Here is a 206-nt window from a genome sequence, read left to right as displayed (position 1 = left end):
ACGACGCCTTGGCCGAACTGGCCGAATACCGATTCGACCTCTCGACCGAAATCCCCATCCGCGCCCACATCTACTCGCTCGAACCCCAACAGCACATCGTCGCAATCGTGTTGCACCACATCGCTTTCGACGGATGGTCACCGATTCCCATGGCCCGCGACGTCAGCCACGCGTACCGAGCCCGCCGACACGGCCACGCACCGGAT

General features: G+C 63.1%; 1 protein-coding gene. It reads left to right on the top strand.

Annotated features, from left to right (window positions below; translation table 11 throughout):
- The coding region (locus IG65_RS35620) for a condensation domain-containing protein (RefSeq protein WP_036526762.1) at nucleotides 1-206 on the top strand (206 nt) is incomplete at both ends.

Origin of the sequence: Nocardia sp. NRRL WC-3656 (assembly GCF_000720265.1) — a bacterium.
Lineage (GTDB): Bacteria > Actinomycetota > Actinomycetes > Mycobacteriales > Mycobacteriaceae > Nocardia > Nocardia nova.
This window is presented reverse-complemented; position numbering and strand designations above follow the sequence as displayed.